Annotated in this window: 15 protein-coding genes; 13 read left to right on the forward strand and 2 right to left on the reverse strand. The window is 65.5% G+C overall.

From position 1 onward, the window contains the following. Positions 1 to 99: 99 nt before the first annotated feature. A complete protein-coding gene (locus LWC34_RS23085) occupies positions 100 to 954 on the reverse strand; it encodes a trypsin-like serine peptidase (protein ID WP_233727244.1) in 855 nt (284 codons plus the stop codon). A 220-nt stretch (positions 955 to 1174) separates the two neighbouring features. Between LWC34_RS23085 and LWC34_RS23090 the strand changes: the two genes are divergently transcribed. The 12 genes from LWC34_RS23090 (at position 1175) to LWC34_RS23145 (ending at position 13124) form a co-directional block, all read left to right on the forward strand. Then, positions 1175 to 2311: an ABC transporter ATP-binding protein gene (locus LWC34_RS23090; protein ID WP_233727245.1), complete on the forward strand. Its 1137-nt coding sequence runs from the start codon at positions 1175 to 1177 to the stop codon at positions 2309 to 2311. A 59-nt stretch (positions 2312 to 2370) separates the two neighbouring features. Then, entirely contained in the window at positions 2371 to 3102 is a 732-nt protein-coding gene (locus tag LWC34_RS23095) for an MlaE family ABC transporter permease (protein ID WP_235729875.1), read from the forward strand. Position 3103: 1 nt separating this feature from the next. Next, a complete protein-coding gene (locus LWC34_RS23100) occupies positions 3104 to 3928 on the forward strand; it encodes an MlaE family ABC transporter permease (RefSeq protein WP_233727247.1) in 825 nt (274 codons plus the stop codon). Continuing rightward, positions 3925 to 5256 (forward strand): MCE family protein, encoded by a 1332-nt coding sequence (locus LWC34_RS23105; protein ID WP_233727248.1) that lies wholly within the window; start codon positions 3925 to 3927, stop codon positions 5254 to 5256. Before LWC34_RS23100 ends, LWC34_RS23105 begins: the two co-directional genes overlap by 4 nt. Next, on the forward strand, positions 5253 to 6278 hold the full coding sequence (locus LWC34_RS23110) for an MCE family protein (RefSeq protein ID WP_233727249.1): 1026 nt from the start codon (positions 5253 to 5255) through the stop codon (positions 6276 to 6278). The genes LWC34_RS23105 and LWC34_RS23110 overlap by 4 nt, the downstream gene beginning before the upstream one ends. Then, positions 6275 to 7258 carry an MCE family protein gene (locus LWC34_RS23115; RefSeq protein ID WP_233727250.1) on the forward strand — a complete coding sequence of 328 codons (984 nt, stop codon included), beginning with the start codon at positions 6275 to 6277 and terminating at the stop codon, positions 7256 to 7258. Before LWC34_RS23110 ends, LWC34_RS23115 begins: the two co-directional genes overlap by 4 nt. Beyond that, positions 7255 to 8418, forward strand: a complete 1164-nt coding sequence (locus LWC34_RS23120; protein ID WP_233727251.1) for an MCE family protein — start codon at positions 7255 to 7257, stop codon at positions 8416 to 8418. The genes LWC34_RS23115 and LWC34_RS23120 overlap by 4 nt, the downstream gene beginning before the upstream one ends. Beyond that, positions 8415 to 9599: an MCE family protein gene (locus LWC34_RS23125; RefSeq protein WP_233727252.1), complete on the forward strand. Its 1185-nt coding sequence runs from the start codon at positions 8415 to 8417 to the stop codon at positions 9597 to 9599. Before LWC34_RS23120 ends, LWC34_RS23125 begins: the two co-directional genes overlap by 4 nt. Further along, positions 9593 to 10852: an MCE family protein gene (locus tag LWC34_RS23130; protein WP_233727253.1), complete on the forward strand. Its 1260-nt coding sequence runs from the start codon at positions 9593 to 9595 to the stop codon at positions 10850 to 10852. The genes LWC34_RS23125 and LWC34_RS23130 overlap by 7 nt, the downstream gene beginning before the upstream one ends. After that, the gene (locus LWC34_RS23135; RefSeq protein WP_233727254.1) at positions 10849 to 11367 is read left to right on the forward strand and encodes an Rv1363c family protein; all 519 of its coding nucleotides are present in this window, start codon (positions 10849 to 10851) and stop codon (positions 11365 to 11367) included. Before LWC34_RS23130 ends, LWC34_RS23135 begins: the two co-directional genes overlap by 4 nt. A gap of 12 nt (positions 11368 to 11379) precedes the next feature. Next, positions 11380 to 12300, forward strand: coding sequence for a hypothetical protein (locus LWC34_RS23140; protein ID WP_233727255.1), 921 nt, complete (start codon positions 11380 to 11382; stop codon positions 12298 to 12300). A gap of 239 nt (positions 12301 to 12539) precedes the next feature. Next, the gene (locus LWC34_RS23145) at positions 12540 to 13124 is read left to right on the forward strand and encodes a DUF2017 family protein (RefSeq protein ID WP_233727256.1); all 585 of its coding nucleotides are present in this window, start codon (positions 12540 to 12542) and stop codon (positions 13122 to 13124) included. Between the two features lie 830 nt (positions 13125 to 13954). Here the strand turns inward: LWC34_RS23145 and LWC34_RS23150 are convergent. Further along, entirely contained in the window at positions 13955 to 15223 is a 1269-nt protein-coding gene (locus LWC34_RS23150) for an IS110 family RNA-guided transposase (protein ID WP_233723845.1), read from the reverse strand. Between the two features lie 428 nt (positions 15224 to 15651). Here LWC34_RS23150 and LWC34_RS23155 point away from each other — a divergent pair, with 428 nt between their 5' ends. Continuing rightward, complete coding sequence (locus LWC34_RS23155) at positions 15652 to 16200, forward strand: hypothetical protein (protein ID WP_233727257.1); 549 nt, start codon at positions 15652 to 15654, stop codon at positions 16198 to 16200. The last annotated feature ends 264 nt before the right edge of the window (positions 16201 to 16464 follow it).

The raw sequence follows: 16464 nt of genomic DNA on the forward strand, positions 1-16464 counted from the left end.
ACTGTGCCGCAAAGGTGGACACGGTGTGTCGGAACGGTGGACACGGTGTGTCGGAACGGTGGACACGGTGTGCCGGAACGGTGGACACGCCCGGGTGGGTTAGCGCCAGCCGTTGACTTCGGTCAGGCGGGCCGCCGTGATGCGGGCGCCGCTGTTCTGGGTTCCGCCGTACGCGTGGAATGCCAGTGAGCACCAGCCCGAGCAGCCGGGGGATCCGGCTGGGCGGTTGGTGGCGACAGCGCTTCCGCTGTTTCCGCCGATGGTGTCGTTCTGGTAGTAGAGCCGCAGCGGGTTCGAGACGCGGATCTGGTCAGTCGACAGCCATTGCTGCTTGTTCTTGTCGCCGCCGTAGCCCTGGATTGTCGTCGGCGTTCCGTTCAACGACGCGGTCGTGGAGAACGCGCCGTACCAACCAACCGTGTTGCCAATGGTGCAGTTCAGCTTCGCGCCGCCATAGTCCTCGTCAGGTGCGCCATTCGCACGGTAGCCAGCGCTGGCGATCAGCGTTGTCGCGGTGCACGAGCCGTACGGTGCTGTGTCGCCGTTGTAGCCCGGGTAGAAGCGCAGGCCTGTGTAGTACGCGCCGCCGCCGTACACGCAGTGGCCTGCCGTCAGGACCAGGGATGCGCTGTACATCCATCCTGTGCAGTGCTGGCGTTCGACTCCGCCAGATGTCCGGGTGATCAGCACGGTCGCTCGTGCTGGGAAGGTCGTTGTCGGGTTGACCCTGACTCGGTTGTCCGGGCCGATGATCGACTGGACGCTCGCACCGGAGAAGCCTTCGATCTTGTGCCCGGGCTTGACCGGCGTGGCTCCGACTAGTGCGGGGTCCTGAATGCCGCTGCCCTCGTAGGCCGGGACGCCCGTCAATACACCGCTCGCATTCGCGGGCGCCGCCAGGACCAGTCCGGCGGTCAGGACTCCGCTGAGTAACGCCGCCAGGCGTTTGCCCATGTCTCTCTCCGTCCGTTGCAGGGAAGATGCAGGGAAGACAACTGACGGTATCCAGACGACCCCGCTACGCACAGCATCCTTAGTAGCGAATACGACGCACTGCGCTGACTGGTCTAGGGTGCAGGTCCGGGTGGCAGATATGGTCGTCGGCCGTACCAGGTAGTAACCCCGTCGGGCCCCGCTCGTTGGGTGGAAGAGGTACTCAAGCTCGGGAGGGTCGATGGGCGCCGAAGTGGTGGTCGAGGGTCTCACCAAGTCCTTTGGCCGTCAGACCATCTGGCGGGATGTCACGTTGACCCTGCCGCCCGGTGAGGTCAGCGTGATGCTTGGCCCGTCCGGCACCGGCAAGTCCGTCTTCCTCAAATCCATGATCGGCTTGCTCAAACCCGACCGTGGCAAGTGCGTGATCAACGGTGTCGACATCGTCTCGTGCTCCGAGCGGCAGCTCTACGAGATCCGCAAGCTGTTCGGCGTGCTGTTCCAGGATGGCGCGCTGTTCGGGTCGATGAACCTGTTCGACAACGTGGCCTTCCCGCTGCGGGAGCACACGCGCAAGTCCGAGTCCGAGATCCGGCAGATCGTGCTAGAGAAGATGGAGATGGTCGGCCTCACCGGCGCGGAGAAGAAACTCCCCGGTGAGATTTCCGGCGGTATGCGCAAACGGGCCGGTCTGGCCCGTGCGCTCGTGCTCGATCCGGAGATCATCCTGTGCGACGAGCCGGACTCCGGTCTCGACCCCGTGCGTACCGCGTACCTCAGCCAGCTGCTGATCGACCTGAACGCGCAGATCGACGCGACCATCCTGATCGTCACGCACAACATCAACCTCGCCAGGACCGTGCCGGACAACCTGGGCATGCTGTTCCGGCGCGAGCTGGTCATGTTCGGGCCGCGCGAGGTTCTGCTGACGTCCGAAGAGCCCGTTGTCGAGCAGTTCCTCAACGGCCGCCGGATCGGGCCGATCGGCATGTCCGAGGAGAAGGACACCGCGACCATGGCGGCCGAGCAGCAGCTCGCCGACGCCGGGCACCACGACGGGTCCACTGAGGACGTTCGCGGTGTCGTTCCTCAGCTGCAGCCGACGCCTGGATTGCCTGAGCGCCAAGGGGTACGGCGGCGCAAGGACCGGGTGATGAGCATCCTGCACACGCTGCCGCCCGCCGCGCAGGAAGGCATCATCGAAAGCCTGACCCCGGCGGAACAACAGCGTTACAACGTCCATCCGCACATGATGGCGACTGTCCCAGCTGGACACAGACCGTCGCCGCAACCGCGCGAGCGCATCCAGGGTGACCTGGCCGACCTTCCGCAGACCCAGTGGCAGCCGCCCCAGCAGGGCCAGGGTGGTGGCGCGTGACCGTTCGCTCCACCAGGTCGTCATTCCCTGGTGCTGGCGCGCTTCGGGAAACCGGCCAGATGTTCGCCCTCGGGCTCGACGTCGTCCGCGGGTTCTTCCAGCGGCCGTTCCAGGTTCGGGAGTTCATCCAGCAGTCGTGGTTCATCGCGAGTGTGTGCATCCTGCCGACCGCGCTGGTCGCGATCCCGTTCGGCGCGGTCATCGCGCTGCAGCTGGGTTCGTTGGTGACGCAGCTCGGCGCGCAGTCGTTCATGGGTGCGGCGAGCGTGCTCGCGATCATCCAGCAGGCAGCGCCGCTGGTGACCGCGCTGCTTGTCGCCGGTGCCGGTGGTTCGGCGATGTGCGCGGACATTGGTGCACGGACCATCCGTGAAGAGATCGACGCGATGGAGGTGCTCGGTGTTTCCGCCGTGCAGCGCCTTGTCGTGCCACGGGTGCTCGCGTCGATGCTCGTCGCGGTGCTGCTCAACGGTTTGGTCAGCGTTGTCGGTGTGCTCGGTGGCTATTTCTTCAACGTGGTCCTGCAGGGTGGAACGCCCGGTGCGTATCTCGCCGGTTTCTCGGCGCTCGCGCAGCTGCCGGATCTGTGGATCAGCGAGATCAAGGCGCTGGTCTTCGGGTTCATCGCTGGTGTCGTCGCCTGCTACCGCGGCCTGAACCCCGCTGCCGGCCCGAAGGGCGTCGGTGACGCGGTGAACCAGTCCGTCGTCATCACGTTCCTGCTGCTGTTCTTCGTGAACTTCGTGCTGACCACGGTGTACCTGACGGTCGTCCCGGCGAAGGGGAGCTGAGATGGCTGTCCGAGACCAACTCCGCAAGCCGCTGGACGTACTGGACAAAGCCGGCGACCAGATGTCCTTCTACGTCAGGGCATTGGCGTGGATCCCGGCCACGATCACCCGCTATATGCGGGAAACCATGCGCTTGCTTGCCGAAGTGAGCTTCGGCAGCGGCGCGCTGGCGGTGATCGGCGGCACGATCGGCGTGATGCTCGGGCTGACGTTGTTCGTCGGCACGGTCGTCGGCCTGCAGGGTTACGCGGCGCTGAACCAGATCGGCACGGCCGCGTTCGCGGGCTTCGTGTCCGCGTACTTCAACACCCGCGAGATCGCGCCGTTGGTCGCGGGCTTGGCGTTGTCCGCGACGGTCGGTTCGGGCTTCACCGCTCAGCTCGGCGCGATGCGGATCTCCGAGGAGATCGACGCGCTTGAGGTGATGGGCGTGCCGTCGCTGCCGTACCTGGTGACGACCAGGATCATGGCCGGGTTCATCGCGGTCATTCCCTTGTACATCATCGGTTTGCTCAGCTCGTACGTCGCATCGAGGACGATCACGGTCTACTTCTACGGCCAGTCCGCTGGCACGTATGACCACTACTTCGACCTGTTTCTACCGCCGCAGGACGTGTTCTGGTCGTTCGGCAAAGTCCTGATCTTCGCCGTGATCATCATCCTGACGCACTGCTACTACGGCTACCGCGCCAGCGGCGGCCCTGCGGGCGTTGGTGTCGCCGTCGGCCGCGCGGTGCGGACCACGATCGTCTCGGTCACCTTGCTCGACTTCTTCCTGAGCTTGGCGATCTGGGGCACAACGACGACCGTGAGGATCGCCGGATGACCACGCTCACCCGAAGGCTCCTCGGCCTGCTGTTCATCGCGACGCTGGTCGGTTTCGTCGTGCTGAGCGTGGCGTTCTTCAACAAGGCGTTCTCGTCGTTCACCCGCGTCACGCTGACCACCGACAAGGTCGGCAACCAGTTGCAGCAGCGCTCGGACGTGAAAGTGCGCGGGCTGATCGTCGGCTCGGTCGAGAAGATCACGCCGACCGCGCACGGCGCCGAGCTCACGCTGGCGCTCGATCCGGACAAAGTGGACCTGATCCCGAGTAACGTGTCCGCGCGGTTCCTGCCGAAGACCCTGTTCGGTGAACGCTATGTGGCGCTGCAGATCCCGCCGCAGCCGTCGGTTCAGACACTGCGGGCAGGCTCGCAGATCAAGCAGGACACCTCGGCGCCCGCGATCGAGGTCGAGAAGGCACTGAACGACCTTTTGCCTGTGCTGCAAGCGGTTCAGCCGCAGAAGCTGTCCAGCACGCTGACCGCGATCTCGACTGCGCTGGAAGGCAGGGGCAAGCCGCTCGGCGAAACCCTGTCCGACCTCGGCCAGTACGTCGGCGAGCTGACCCCGCACGTGCCACAGCTGCAGCACGATCTGCAGGCACTGGTGAAGTTCTCGGACACCTACAGCGAGGCCGCGCCGCAACTGGTCCAAGCGCTCACGGACCTGACCACCACGTCGAAGACGATCGCCGAGCAGCGCACCAACCTGTCCAATTTGTACGCGAGCGTGACCACGGCAGGCACGGATCTGCGGACGTTCCTCGCCGTGAACAAGAACAACCTGATCCAGTTCGCCGAGAACTCCCGGCCGACCTTGGAGGTACTGGCCAAGTACGCGCCAGAGTATCCGTGCTTCCTGCGGCAGATGGCCGAGACGATTCCGGTGCTGGACAAGGCGTTCGGCAAGGGCACCGGCGAGCCGGGCCTGCACGCGACGATCGAGATCGTGGTCAACCGCGGTGCATACAAGCCGGGCAAGGACGAGCCGCGCTACGCGGACAAACGTGGTCCACGCTGTTACGACTTCAAGCAGTTCCCCAACCCGTTCCCGCAGCATCCGCCCGAGGGGCCGCTCAAGGACGGCTCCACGTCGCCGCCCGCGGCCAGATCCGCGCAGGACGGCGTGCTGCCGCCGAGTTTGATCGGCCAGGTCGTCGAGGGCGGCACGACTCCATCGTCCTTCGGGTTGGCCAACACGCAGACCGAGCAGGAGTTCGTGGCCGCGATGATGGCCGGAAGGCTGGGTGTGGACCCTGAGGACGTGCCCGCCTGGACGAGTTTCCTTGCCGCGCCGGTGTTCCGTGGAGCGGAGGTGACCGCCAAATGAGGGGTCTCGCCGCGCCGATGATCAAGCTCGCGGTGTTCATCGTCGTCACGGTGGTCGCCACGGCCGTGCTCGGGATCAGCATCGCGAACACGAACCTGAGTTCCACCAACACGTATTCGGCCAGGTTCACCGACGTGACCTCGCTGATGCCCGGCGACGACGTCCGGATCGCGGGCGTGCGCGTCGGCCAGGTCGAAGAGGTCGGGATCGCGGACCGCAAGCAGGCCGAGGTGAAGTTCTCGGTCGACGCGGGCCGCCAGCTCCCGGCCGGGGTGACCGCGACGATCAAGTTCCGCAACCTGGTCGGCCAGCGGTACATCGCACTGGCCCAGGGCACCGGGACCGGGGTTCTCGCGCCGGACGCCACGATTCCGTTGGAGCGCACCAGGCCCGCGCTGGATCTGACCGAATTGTTCAACGGCTTCAAGCCTTTGTTCCGCGCTCTGAGCCCGGATGACGTGAACAAGCTGTCCTACGAGATCATCCAGGTCCTGCAAGGCGAAGGCGGCACGGTCGAGTCGCTGTTGTCGCACACCGCCTCGCTGACCCAGACGATCGCCGACAAGGACGCGGTGATCGGCGAAGTGATCACCAATTTGAATGGCCTGCTGGACACGGTGAACGCCCGCGGCCAGCAGCTGAGCGACCTCGTTGTCCAGCTGCAGCAACTGGTTTCGGGCCTTGCCGCGGACCGCAAGCCGATCGGCGACGCGATCCAGGCATTGTCCGGGCTGGCCGGCACCACCGCCGGGCTGCTCGACGAAGCCCGTGAGCCACTGCGCGACGACATCGCCGCGCTCGGCACGTTCACCAAGAACCTCAACGACAACGAGCAGATCGTCGAGCACTTCTTCCAGTTCATGCCGGAGAAGCTGAGCACCCTGACCCGCACGGCCAGCTACGGGTCCTGGTTCAACTTCTACCTCTGCTCGGCGTCCGGTCAGGTGGCGCTGCCACCGTTGATCAACGAGCCGATCAGCATCCCGGTCGCGCCGGTCACTCAGCCGAGGTGCAAAGGATGAGGTCTTTCCGCTCCCGCAACCCGATCACGATCGGCATCACCGGTCTCGTGGTGATCGCGCTGGTCCTGCTGGCCGCGGTCTACTCCGACGACCTGCCGATCATCGGCGGCGGTACGACGTACCAGGCCCAGTTCTCCGAGGCCGCGGGCATCAAGCCGAGCGACGAGGTGCGGATCGCCGGTGTGAAGGTCGGCAAGGTCACCGACGTCGACCTGGACGGCGACTCGGTGCTGGTGTCGTTCAAGGTCAAGGACGCCTGGATGGGTGACCGGACCAGGGCGGCCATCAAGATCAAAACGTTGCTCGGGCAGAAGTACCTCGCGGTCGAGCCGGACGGCGCGGGCACGCTGAACCCGAACCAGCCGATCCCGCGCAACCGCACGATCGCGCCCTACGACGTGCTCGAAGCCTTCCGTGGCCTGGCCGAAACGGTCGACGCGGTCGACACCCCGCAGCTGGCCAAGAGCTTCGAGGTGCTGACGAATACGTTTTCGAACACCTCGGACAACGTGAAGGGCGCGCTGGACGGCCTGTCCGCGTTGTCCAAGACGATCTCCAGCCGTGACGACCAGCTGGCGCAGCTGCTGGGCAACACCGCGCAGGTCTCGCAGACGCTGGCCGACCGTGACGCCGAGGTGGCGAAGCTGTTGGAGGACGGCAACAAGCTGCTCGACGAGGTCCGTAAACGCAAACAGGCCATCAGTTCGCTGCTCGAGGGCACCAAGAGGCTCTCCGCGGAGCTGAAAGGCCTGGTTGACGACAACTCCAAGCAGCTCGACCCGGTACTGGCCTCGCTGGACCAGTTCACCGCGATGCTCCAGCGCAACCAGGATGACCTGGGCAAGGGCATCGAGAAGCTGGCACCGTTCGTCCGGCAGTTCGCCAACACGCTCGGCAACGGGCGCTGGTTCGACAACTACATCTGCGGTCTGCTGCCGCCGTCCGTCGGTCCGATCAACCCGCAGGGGTGCACGCCATGACGTTCAAAACGCGCCAGGGGCGCGACCTCGGACGCGGTGTGGCGATCGCCTGCGTGCTGGGTCTCGTGGCCGCGGCCGTGATCTGGTTCGTGTTGACGGACAACGGAACCAAGCGGATCACGGCGTACTTCGGCCAAGCAGTCGGCCTGTATGAGGGCAATGACGTGCGGGTGCTCGGCGTCGCGGTCGGGACCGTCGGCAAGGTGGAGCCGATGGGCGACCAGGTCAAGGTCGAGTTGCTGGTCGACAGCGACCGGGCGATTCCGCAGGACGCCAGCGCCGTGGTCGTCGCGCCGTCGCTGGTCAGCGACCGGTACGTGCAGATCGCCCCGGCGTACGTTGCCGGGCCGCAGATGAACACCGGCGCCACGATCCCGCGCAACCGCACGGCGACCCCGCTTGAGGTCGACGACCTCTACAAGAGCCTGAACCGGGTGAGCACCACGCTCGGCCCCAACGGCGCCAACCAGAACGGCGCCCTGTCGGACTTGCTGGACACACTGGCCAAGAACCTTGAAGGCAACGGCCAGGCCACCCACGACACGATCAAACAGCTCGGCCAGGCGGCCAGAACCCTGTCCGGCAGCCAGGAACAGCTGTTCTCCACAGTGGACAATCTCAACAAGTTCACCGGAACGCTTGCCACGAGCGACAAACAGGTCCGGCAGTTTTCCGAGCAGCTGGCCGACGTGAGCAAGTTCCTCGCCGCCGAACGCGGCAACCTCGCGCAGGCGGTGTCCCAGCTGGCGACCGCGTTGGAGCAGGTGCAGGTGTTCATCAGGGACAACAGGGACCGCCTGAAGTCCAATGTGGACAAACTGGCGTCGATCACGCAGGTCCTGGTCGAGCAACGTGCCGCCCTCGCTGAGGTGCTTGACGTGGCCCCGCTGGCGCTGGGCAACGTGCTCAACACGTACAACGCCTCCTCCGGAACGCTGGACGCGCGCGCCAACCTCAACGAGCTGACGCAGCCGCCGATCGTGATGGTCTGCCAGCTGCTCGCGCAGGGCACGCCGAAGCAGATCCCGCCGCTGCTGGCCGACACCTGCAAGACAGTCGCGCCGCTGGTGAAGGGCCTTCCGTCGGTCGCGCAGCTGCTTACCGCGTACGACAACGGTTTCCAGCCCAAGTTCCCGGTTCCGCTGGGAGGTGGGCGATGAAGCTGCGCTTGATCGTCGGGGCCTGCGCGGGCGTGCTGGCGCTCAGCTCGTGCAGCTTCGAAGGCATCTACGACCTGCCGTTGCCAGGCGGCGCCGATCTCGGCGACCAGCCGTACACGGTGAAAGCCCAGTTCAGGGATGTGCTCGACCTCGTGCCGCAGTCCGGCGTGAAGGTCAACGAGGTCCCGATCGGCCGGGTCGAGGCGATCACCCTGGCGCCCGACGGCTGGACCGCCGAGGTGACCATGAGCGTGCGCGGTGACGTGCAGCTGCCCGGCAATTCCTTCGCCAGGCTCCGGCAATCCAGCCTCCTCGGGGAGAAGTACGTCGAGCTGGCCGCGCCCGACGCGGGCAAGCAACAGGGAAAGCTCGCCAACGGCGCGTACATCGGGCTGGACCGGACCAACCGCAACACCGAGGTCGAAGAGGTCCTCGGTGCGTTGTCGATGCTGCTCAACGGCGGTGGCGTCGACCAGCTGCGGACCATCGCCAACGAGCTCAACCAGGTCGCCGACGGCAACGAGCCGCAACTGCGTGCGCTGCTGACCAACACGAACAAGCTCGTGTCCGATTTGGACGCTCGGCGCGGCGACATCACCAAGGCGCTCGACGGGCTGCGGAAACTGTCCAGCACGCTGGACGGGCAGAAGGACAAGATCGCCAAGGTGCTCGACGAAATCGGCCCTGGCCTGCAGGTACTGGCCGAGCAGCGGCCGCAGCTGGTGACCATGCTGCAGAACCTCGACCAGCTCTCGGACGTCGCCGTCGACACGGTCAACAAGAGCAAGACCAACCTGGTCGCGGACCTGAAAGCGCTCGCACCGACACTGCAGAAACTCAGCGAGGCCGGTGCGAACCTGCCCAAGGCTTTGGAGCTGCTGCTCAGCTTCCCGTTCCCGGACTCCGCGGTGGCAGGCGTGAAGGGTGACTACTTCAACCTGTACGCCAAGATCGACCTGAACCTCGGCGAGATCATGAACAACCTGTCCCGTAGCAGGCAGAACCCCTTGCAGGACATCCCGTTGGTCAAGGACCTGCTCGTCGGTCAGGAAGGCGAGCGGGCAGGCGCCGGTTCGCCGCTTGGCGTGCCGGACCTCGACAAACAGCCCAACGCGTCGGGTCAGTCGTGTAACAACGCGGGTGGTCTGCTCGGTTCGATCCTGGGAGGCCAGCGATGCTGACCAAGCGGACGAGGTTGCAGATCATCGCGTTCTTCGTGATCGCGATCGTCGCGGTGGTGTACGCGCTGTTCCGGTTCACCGACGTCGGCAAGCTTTTCGGCAACGAGGGCTACACGGTCCGGCTGCAGCTGGCCGACTCCGGCGGGATCTTCACCAATGCCGAGGTGACGTACCGCGGCGTGCAGGTCGGCCGGGTCGGCGAGATCCGGTTGACGCGCGACGGCATCGAAGTGGACCTGGACATCCAGCCGGATGCCCCGCGGATCCCGATGGACCTGCAGGCGGTCGTGGCCAACCGATCCGCGGTCGGTGAGCAGTTCGTGGATCTGCAGCCAAAGCAGGATGCCGGGCCGTACCTGTCCGGCGACTCGGTGATCCTCGCCGACCGGACGAAGACGCCGCTGTCAACCGATCAGGTCCTGCGTGACCTCGACGATCTTGTGGTGTCGGTGCCGACCGAGTCGCTCAAGACGGTCGTCGACGAGCTCGACAAAGCCTTCTCCGGCACGGGGCCGGACCTGTCGCAGCTGCTCGACTCGACCGGCGAGTTCACGAAGGCCGCGCGGGAGCATTTGCCACAGACGATCCAGCTGTTGCAGAACGCCGGAACCGTGCTGGACACGCAGAACGTGGAGTCCGGCAACATCAAGTCGTTCTCCAACAGCCTGGCGCAGCTGAACGAGCAGCTGAAGAACTCGGACGGCGACATCCGCAGGCTGATCGCGGCGACGCCACAGGCGGCCGAGCAGGTCACCGGGCTGCTGCGGGAATCCGGCTCCGGGCTGAGCGTGGTTCTGGCGAATCTGCTGACCACGTCGAACATCCTGGTCACCCGGACCGCCGGTCTCGAACAAGCGCTTGTCACGTATCCGGTGGTCGCGGTCGGCGCACACACCGTCGCCCCGAACGACGGCACCGCACACCTCGGCCTGGCGCTGAACATCTTCAACCCGCCGCCATGCGTGAAGGGCTACGAAGGCACCACGCGGCGCCCCGGCGACGACCAACGGCCGGTGGCGACGAACGAGAAGGCGTACTGTGCCGAACCTGTCGGCAGCCCGATCAACGTCCGCGGCTCGCAGAACGCCCCGTACGGTGGGAAGGTCGCGGCACCCTCGCAGGCACAGATCCAGGCCAACGCGGGCAGGCCGGCGCAGCAGTTGGCTGAGCAGTCCGGTGGTCTGATCGGTGTGCTCGGCGAGCCGATCCAGCCAGGACCGATGACCTTCATCCAGACGCTCGGAGGACCATGACTGCCCAACGCGGGGTACTGATCGGCTCGATCGCACTTGTCGTGGTCGCTTTCGCGTTCGCGGCGGTCTTCGGCATCTGGTGGGCCAGCGCGAGCGGTGACGACGCCGACGTCCGACGCGCCCGTGAGGAAGTGAGCACGAGCGGAGCGGCGGCCGTGGCCACGTTGACCTCGTTGGACTTCAACAATGTTGACGCGACCTACCAACGGTTCCTCGACGTGTCGACCGGCTCCGTGCACGACGACTACGCCAAGAACCAGGACGCCTTCAAGAAGCGAATCTCCGACGCCAAGGTGGTCACGACGGCAGCGGTCCGGGAAACCGCGGTGACGGACGTGAACCTTCAGCGCAAGGAGGCAACCATCCTGGTCGTGGTCGACACGACCGTGAAGGAGAGCGACAAGGCGCCGACCACCAAGCGGCTGCGGATCGAGGCAGCGCTGGACCAGACCGATGACGGCTGGAAGGTCAAGGCGCTTCGCCAGGTCCCGTACTCCGCCACCGGCCAGCAGTAAGGACATTCGAGAGTGACACCCCCTCGTCGCCGTCCAGCCACCCCGCCAGCCCGGCGGCCCAAGGTCGCGGGCCTGCACCGCCGCACGGACCAGCCAGAGCAGCCCGAAGAGGTCACGCCCGCGCTCGACGTCCCCGTGATCGGCGAGGACGCCCCCGCCCAAGACCCGGTGGCTGAGCCCGCCCCAAGGCGGAAGCCATCCGCCAGGACCGGGAAAGTCGCTGAATCAAGGGCGACGCTGTCGGGCGACCTGAGGGAAGCAACCGAGTCCGATCGGATGCCATCGACCCAGCCCGGCGAAGCCGCCGCGCCGGATGACGCAGTTCCAGCCGAGTCGGAGCACAAGGCAGGCGCCGATCCCTCGGAAGCCCTTGATGGAACCGCCCCCTCGGCCGCCACCGACCCCTCCCCGGACCAGCCACAACAACTCAACCTTCTGATCCCCGCCATCCTGGTGGTCGTCGCGGTGCTGCTCGGCGGTCTCGGCTTCTTCTTCATGCAGCAGCTCAGTGACGCCAGGACCGGCGCGGGCAACGACGCCCTCTCGGACACCAACACCACCAAGGACGTCGTCGGCGCCGCCAACACGGCCGTCGTCTCCGTGCTCTCGTACAAGTTCGACGACATGCCCGCGGCGACCGCGAGGGCCAAGGAGTACCTGGCCGGAGAAGCCGTCGACCAGTACGACAAATCCATGAAGGCGCTGGAAACCGACATCCAGACCCAGAAACTCCAGGTCGTCGTCAACCCGGTCAGCGTCGGCGTGGTCAGCCTGTCCGGTGACGAGGCCCGCGTCCTCGTCTTCGCCGACCAGATCGGTGTCCGTGAGGACAAGCAGCCGTCTGGCGGCCCGACCCAGTTCGCGATGAACATGCAGCGGGTCGACGGCAAATGGAAGATCGTGAAGCTCGACTTCTTCGAGACCCCGAAGTAACTCACCCCGGCGTGTCCACCACTGCGACACACCGAGATGCACTTTCCGGCACACCGAGATGCGCAGTGCGGCGCCCGCGCGGGGATTTCATAGTGCCGGAGTGGTGGACACGGTGTGCGGGAATGGTGGACACGGGGTGTCGGAATGGTGGACACACCAGTCGGGTGACGAGTGCATCCGTCGTGATCGCGTGGGAATCCGAATGAATCGGTGGCGTAGGAATTGATCCTCGGGTATTCGTGGACCTTGTGCACCTCACTGTCTGCTGGGACCGTGCCGGTGACGAGCTGATCGGTGTGTTCAGCCCGCACGCGGTGGCATGGCTGCGCAGGCAAATGGCCGGGTACAGCGAGTTGCTCGAGTGGCGGTATACCAAATACGCCGGTGAGGATCCGACCGCGGACGCGATCGGCTTACCGCTGGCGACAACGCCTGCCGAATATCCGCCGCTGGTCGCAGCATTGCGCGAGATCATCCCGGACGAGGAACCCGAGCCGATCCGGCTGTGGTGGGAGCCGGACGTGGTGCGCTGGCTCTACGCGGGAACCCAGGTAGTTCTCGACTCCCTTCCGGAGACCGGCGGGGTCGTCATCCTGCGGGAACGGCACGAGATCGAGGCGTGGCAGGCAGCCGTTCCGAACATGCGCGTCGTTTTCGGGGTGGCCGCCGGTGTCATGCCGGTGCCTGCGGGCACGGAGGCGCATCGGCACACGATGCCCAAGGCCGACCCGGGTCGTTTCGAACACGATCGTGATCTGACTGACTGGCTGCAACGGGTGGTGGACGCACTCACCGAAATCGCGGAACCTGCGGCAACTTCGTAAATGGATTGAACTTTTTCGGCACTGGGTAATACGGACTCGGGTAAGGGCACAAGGGAAACAGTTTCTGCCGAACGGTCGGTATGTAAACCGTTTCAAGCAGAGTGGGGGGCGAGAGTTTGGGGCGTTCAACGCCATTTAGGGCTCACATGTGTGACGGGGTGGGATGCCGTGAAGGTCACCCTGGCGGCGTTGAACGCCCCGAATCTTCCCCTCGCGAGGCGCGCCCGCCGCGGCGCCGTACGCGCCACACTGACCGCGGCTACGAGAGCCTCCGCGCTGTGTCACCACGGAGACCTGCAGGTCACCGACCTGAACACCGGTCCTGTCACCGTGGCCAGCAAGCCTCAACTCCTGACATGGACATCTAACGCGTCAGGGGAGGCCCTCACGCGTCTAACGCCAATGCCAGGAACTTGACCAAGTCCGCGGGGCCGACCGCTGCCGAGCACCTCAAGGTCCACTAAGGACAGAAATTCGCCTCGTCAGTCACACATGTCACACCAGCTCCACCTACCACGGGACGCAATGCCGTGAAGGCCACCTTCACGGCGTTCAACGCAGCAAACTCGGCCCTCACACCCCTGAACGTCACGTCATGCCCGCACCCCTCGCCTGGGCGGCCAGTCCCACCCGCGCCAGCCGCAGATCATCGCAGGTCAACGGCCCACGCCCGGCTACAGTCGCGATCGAACTCCGAAACTTGAGTTCCTGGCATTGGCGTTGAACGCGTCAGGGGAGGCCCTCGCGCGTCTGATCCGAAAATCGATGGTGAGTGGGCAGGCCGAAGGCACCCGGCGTAGCGCAGCGGAGCCGGGTTGGTAGTTGGGTTGTCAGGCCGCGGGTTCGAGGGTGACGCGATAGCCCAGAGCGGCCAGTTGGCTGATGTGGTTGCGGACCTTGCGTTGAGTGTTGGTGTGCTGGACGAAGTAGTCGGCGCCGAGGTCACGGAACCGGGCGTTGGGGTCGGATAACAGGTGCCACATGATCACGAGAATGGAACGGCCGACCGCGACGATGGCCTTCTTGGCGCCACTGCGGCGAGCGATGCGCCGGTAGCGTTCGCCGAGAAAAGTGTTGGTCCTGCTGGCGGACACTGCGGCCTCGCCCAGGATTCGGGCCAGGTAAGGGTTGCCGTGCCCGGTGGCAGCTTTGCCTTTCTTCTTGCCGGCCGACTCCGACACCCCGGGAGCGAACTTGGCCCAGGAACACAGGTGGCCCGGAGTTGGGAAGCGTGCCATGTCCAGCCCGATCTCGGCGATGGCTACCTGGGCGGCGGTGCGCCCGACGCCGGTGATCTCATCAAGCTGGTCGACCGCTGTGGCGAAAGGGGCGATCAACTCCTCGATCGCGGCATCCACTCGGGCGACGTCAGCGATCCCGGCATCCACCCGGGCCAGCATGGTCGACAACAGGAACGCGTGATGATCGGTGAAAAACCCGGTGAACGCCTCTTCCAGCCTGCCGATCTTGCGCCGCATCGAGGTGCGGGCCAGCTGCGCGAGTACCTTCGGGTCCCGCTGCCCGGCGACCAGCGCGGCCAGCATGGCCCGGCCGGACACCCCGAAGATGTCCGAGACCACCACCGAGAGCTTGATCTGGGCATCTTCCAGGAGCTTTTCCACCCGCTGCTTCTCCGCGGTGCAGACCTCGACCAGGTCACGCCGATACCGGGTCAGATCCCGTAGCCGGCGGATCGGTGACGGCGGGACAAAACTGGGCCGGATCATCTGCCGCTCGGCCACCTTGCACAACCACACCGCGTCCAATCGATCCGTCTTCGGCCGGCCGGGCAGATGCTTGACATCGCGGGCGTTGACCAGCCAGGTCTCGAACCCGTGCGCCTCCAACAGGTAGAACACCGGCTTCCAATAGTCCGATGTGGACTCCATGACCACCCGGGTCACGCCCAGCCCGGCCAGCCGATCAGCCAGCACCAGCAACGACCGGGTCATCGTCGAGTACGGCCGGACCTCCTGCAGCCGCTTACCCGGACGCGCCTCATCGGGCACCCGGACACAACACATCACCTCGGCCTTACCGATATCCAACGCGGCCACCCGCGCGATGATCTCCTCGTTGTCCTGTGTCTGCTCCAACATCGGCCTCTCCCCGAGCGTCCGGCGGGGCGGCTACCCGCGGGAGCCCAGGCAACAACGAATCTGATCCGCGTGCTCGAAGCAACAATCAAGGGCCCACCAAGGGCTCCCAGCGTCCGACTAACGCACGGCCTTCACAGACCATAGAGACAACGACGTCAGCGGGCAGCCAACACCGATTTTCACCCCTCAACGGGCGTCTTCACCAGAGGACAGACTGACTAACGCACGGCCTTCACAGACCATAGAGACAACGACGTCAGCGGGCAGCCAACACCGATTTTCACCCCTCAACGGGCGTCTTCACCAGAGGACAGACTGACTAACGCCGCGAAGGTGACCTTCACGGCAAAACAGGTAGACACGGTTGAGTGAACAGCGGGCGCGACGTGGCGTGAATGGGGGCCACGGACGGTAGTCTCCCGCGCACAATGAAGATTGCCCTGCCTTCGCACCGCGGCACCCTCGTCGCGGTCGCCGGTGCGACGAGCCCGGCAAAGACGGAGATCGTCGACGCCCTGGCCAAGCACCTCGGCCCGAACACGTTGACCATCGGCACCCGGTCCCACCCCGACCCCGAATCGTCGGTCGACGCCCTCGCGAAGGTCGATGGCCGGGCCGCGGAGGACGCGATCACGATCGTGCGGATGGCCGAGTCGGCCGCCGTGCGCGCCAGCAACCTGGTGATCACCGCCCGCCCGGTGATCGATGAGCTGGCACGCTACCGGGCCGCCCGCAAGATCCGGCACGAGTACGTTCAGCATCACGTGATGCGCCGGGTCGAGGACACGGTCGCGTGGGAGGCCGCCGACTACGACTTCGTAGTGTGGTCTCGGTCACCTTTTCCGCCCCCCGGAGTCCGGGCTTTCGAGGCCGCACTCAGCGAAGTGCTCAAGGATCTGTGCGTGCCCTATCACTCGCTGTGCCCACCCTTGATCAACGAAACCGTTGAACGTCTGGTAGCTTCTATCCCCCGCTAGCTGGTCCAACAGGGATGGATTTGCTGGTCCACGTGGGTGAACACCGCGTGGCCCCTTGACTGGAGAACCGGGCAGGGTCACGCTGTTGTCGTGAGCGGGGGGCCGTTTCTGTGGCCCCTGGACAGTCGCCGCTTTTATGGCTAGACTGCGTCTTTGCTCTGCCCACTTTCCGTGCGCCCTTACCCGAGAGCTAGGATGCTGGGCATCAAGCACCCTTGACAGTTGCGTTAGTTGCCTGCTAACGCGGCCGCTCAACCGCTCATA

Source organism: Kibdelosporangium philippinense (assembly GCF_021390435.2).
Taxonomy (GTDB): Bacteria; Actinomycetota; Actinomycetes; order Mycobacteriales; family Pseudonocardiaceae; genus Kibdelosporangium; species Kibdelosporangium philippinense.

What these genes read in the sequence shown, in the direction of transcription:
- LWC34_RS23085 (WP_233727244.1), bottom strand. Translation starts at nt 954, where the DNA reads ATGGGCAAACGCCTGGCGGCGTTACTCAGCGGAGTCCTGACCGCCGGA.
- LWC34_RS23090 (WP_233727245.1), top strand. Translation starts at nt 1,175, where the DNA reads ATGGGCGCCGAAGTGGTGGTCGAGGGTCTCACCAAGTCCTTTGGCCGT.
- LWC34_RS23095 (WP_235729875.1), top strand. Translation starts at nt 2,371, where the DNA reads ATGTTCGCCCTCGGGCTCGACGTCGTCCGCGGGTTCTTCCAGCGGCCG.
- LWC34_RS23100 (WP_233727247.1), top strand. Translation starts at nt 3,104, where the DNA reads ATGGCTGTCCGAGACCAACTCCGCAAGCCGCTGGACGTACTGGACAAA.
- LWC34_RS23105 (WP_233727248.1), top strand. Translation starts at nt 3,925, where the DNA reads ATGACCACGCTCACCCGAAGGCTCCTCGGCCTGCTGTTCATCGCGACG.
- LWC34_RS23110 (WP_233727249.1), top strand. Translation starts at nt 5,253, where the DNA reads ATGAGGGGTCTCGCCGCGCCGATGATCAAGCTCGCGGTGTTCATCGTC.
- LWC34_RS23115 (WP_233727250.1), top strand. Translation starts at nt 6,275, where the DNA reads ATGAGGTCTTTCCGCTCCCGCAACCCGATCACGATCGGCATCACCGGT.
- LWC34_RS23120 (WP_233727251.1), top strand. Translation starts at nt 7,255, where the DNA reads ATGACGTTCAAAACGCGCCAGGGGCGCGACCTCGGACGCGGTGTGGCG.
- LWC34_RS23125 (WP_233727252.1), top strand. Translation starts at nt 8,415, where the DNA reads ATGAAGCTGCGCTTGATCGTCGGGGCCTGCGCGGGCGTGCTGGCGCTC.
- LWC34_RS23130 (WP_233727253.1), top strand. Translation starts at nt 9,593, where the DNA reads ATGCTGACCAAGCGGACGAGGTTGCAGATCATCGCGTTCTTCGTGATC.
- LWC34_RS23135 (WP_233727254.1), top strand. Translation starts at nt 10,849, where the DNA reads ATGACTGCCCAACGCGGGGTACTGATCGGCTCGATCGCACTTGTCGTG.
- LWC34_RS23150 (WP_233723845.1), bottom strand. Translation starts at nt 15,223, where the DNA reads ATGTTGGAGCAGACACAGGACAACGAGGAGATCATCGCGCGGGTGGCC.
- LWC34_RS23155 (WP_233727257.1), top strand. Translation starts at nt 15,652, where the DNA reads ATGAAGATTGCCCTGCCTTCGCACCGCGGCACCCTCGTCGCGGTCGCC.